Below are 1,256 nucleotides of genomic sequence, written 5' to 3'. Positions count from 1 at the left end.
TGAAGGGTTCTTCCGGATCTCCATCAATCAGGTATCCTTTCCGGTTGGCCATCAGTTCCCGGTCCCCAGCGGAAAGGCTGTAGCTGTCCCAGAGTTTCATCCTGGGATGATCCCCCAGGATCAAGTCGCTGGTGTTAAAGGGCAACAGTTCATATTCCTGGTCCGTGTCAAGGGTCAGTTTTTCCTTCTGCCCGTTGAACATCCGCACCACAATATCCCGCTGGCCTTCCGCCATGATGCCCGTATCGATATCGAGGATGGTGGTATTTCCATAAAGCTGGGTCAGGACGGCAAAGTCCAACTTGATGGATACTCCCAACCGGTTAAGGTCAAGGAACCGGTAGTCCGAGGCCATGGGACGGCGGAACAGTTTCACGGTCCCGTTTCCTTCTGTAAGAACGTAGGAACTGTAAGGATGCATGGTCTCGATCACATCCGCTCCCTTCCGGCTTTCGCTGTTGCTGGTGCATTCCGCCTTGCAGTAATCGCCCCGGAGAGTCAGGTGGATCCGGTAATCCGCATTGGATTCCTCGTTGTAATAGATCTTCAGCATACCCCTTCCTCCTTGTCTGCTACATCGTACCCATTGACCAGGACATCCTTGCCACCCTCGATGGTCAGGCGATAGCCGGTGACTTCTTCCTTTTTGATTTTCATCACATCCTCCTGCATCTTTCTCCCTTCAAAGAGCATTTGGATCCGTCCGCTCAGGGCCTTGCGTACCCCCTTGAGGGAGATTGCGCTCCGCATGCCGGTAAGGGTGAAAAGGATGCTATTCCCCGCCAGGACCAGGTCTTTGTTCCGTTCAAAATGGAGTGTCTGATGGAGCTGGACCTGTTCTACCATCAGCAGGTTCCTTGCCCGATGGCCCCGGTCCACCACCAGCATTCCCGGTTTTAGATTCTCTACCGGCACAGGCCCTTCCGCCGTACTTACGTTTCCTTTTGCAATGATCATAAGTTGTTCCTCCTTTAGCTGTCATCCGAGCAATTGCAGTTGCAGTCGCAATTGCAGTTCTGGGTCATGTAATACTGGCATTTCTGGCACCCCTGGCAGGTTTGGCACCCTTGACATGTCTGGCATTTTTGGCATCCCTGGCATGTCTGGCAAGACTGGCACCCCTGACAAGTCTGGCAGCAGTTGGCCTGGCAACAGTTTCCCGAAAAGGCCTCCTCTAGTTTGTTCACCGCTGTTTCCAGGGCTGCCACGTTGATTTTCTTCACCTTGTCATAGTTCATCGAGGAAAGGTCGATGGA

Annotated in this window: 2 protein-coding genes and 1 pseudogene; all 3 read right to left on the bottom strand. The window is 53.1% G+C overall.

Annotated features, from left to right (window positions below; all coding sequences use genetic code 11):
- Window positions 1-553 (bottom strand): hypothetical protein (locus ACTUHY_RS12890; RefSeq protein ID WP_442828008.1); only part of this gene is annotated, 553 nt, incomplete at its 3' end.
- The gene (locus ACTUHY_RS12885) at window positions 547-957 is read right to left on the bottom strand and encodes a hypothetical protein (protein ID WP_442828007.1); all 411 of its coding nucleotides are present in this window, start codon (window positions 955-957) and stop codon (window positions 547-549) included. The genes ACTUHY_RS12885 and ACTUHY_RS12890, both read right to left, overlap by 7 nt.
- Before the next feature lie 14 nt (window positions 958-971).
- Window positions 972-1,256: pseudogene (locus ACTUHY_RS12880) on the bottom strand (hypothetical protein); the annotation flags it as partial.

Source organism: Acidaminococcus nyctereutis, assembly GCF_052216985.1.
Taxonomy (GTDB): domain Bacteria; phylum Bacillota; class Negativicutes; order Acidaminococcales; family Acidaminococcaceae; genus Acidaminococcus; species Acidaminococcus fermentans_A.
This window is presented reverse-complemented; position numbering and strand designations above follow the sequence as displayed.

Coding starts and splice junctions, on each gene's coding strand:
- ACTUHY_RS12885 (WP_442828007.1), bottom strand. CDS start 957: ATGATCATTGCAAAAGGAAACGTAAGTACGGCGGAAGGGCCTGTGCCG.